The 521-nt window shown below is 49.1% G+C and carries 1 protein-coding gene; it reads right to left on the bottom strand.

Going from position 1 to position 521, the window contains the following annotated elements; translation table 11 throughout:
* The coding region (locus tag R7Q11_RS29225; RefSeq protein ID WP_225467352.1) for an NAD-binding protein at positions 1 to 521 on the bottom strand (521 nt) is incomplete at both ends.

The following is a 521-nucleotide window of genomic DNA, read 5'->3' on the forward strand; positions in this document are numbered from 1 at the left end:
CTTCTACAGGTTCTGGGCGACGGCGACCTGCGTCATCAGGCTCGCCTAAAGCAGTTTTGACCACTTTCACGCCTGAAACTTTGCCATACGCATCAACCTCAATACCTAAAGGCTGAAGGTTAAACATGAACTTCACGCCCTCTTCTTTGGCATTTTTCACTTCTCGACGGGAGCCTGGCATGTTTTCTTCATCACGACGGTAGGCACAAATCACGTTAGATGCGCCTTGACGGATCGAAGTTCGCACGCAGTCCATCGCGGTATCACCACCACCAAGCACTACGACTTTTTTGCCAGCCATATCGATAAACGGTTGGTTATGTTCTAGCTCCATAACCTTATAGGTATTGGAAATCAAAAATGGTAGGGCGTCATAAACGCCCGGCGCGTCTTCATTTTCCAAACCGGCGCGCATGTATTTGTATGTGCCCACACCTAAGAAAACCGCATCGTATTCATCAAGCAGTTCTTGCATCTGCACATCTTGGCCGACTTCCACATTCATGCGGAACTCAACGCCC

The organism is Vibrio sp. 970 (assembly GCF_033339075.1).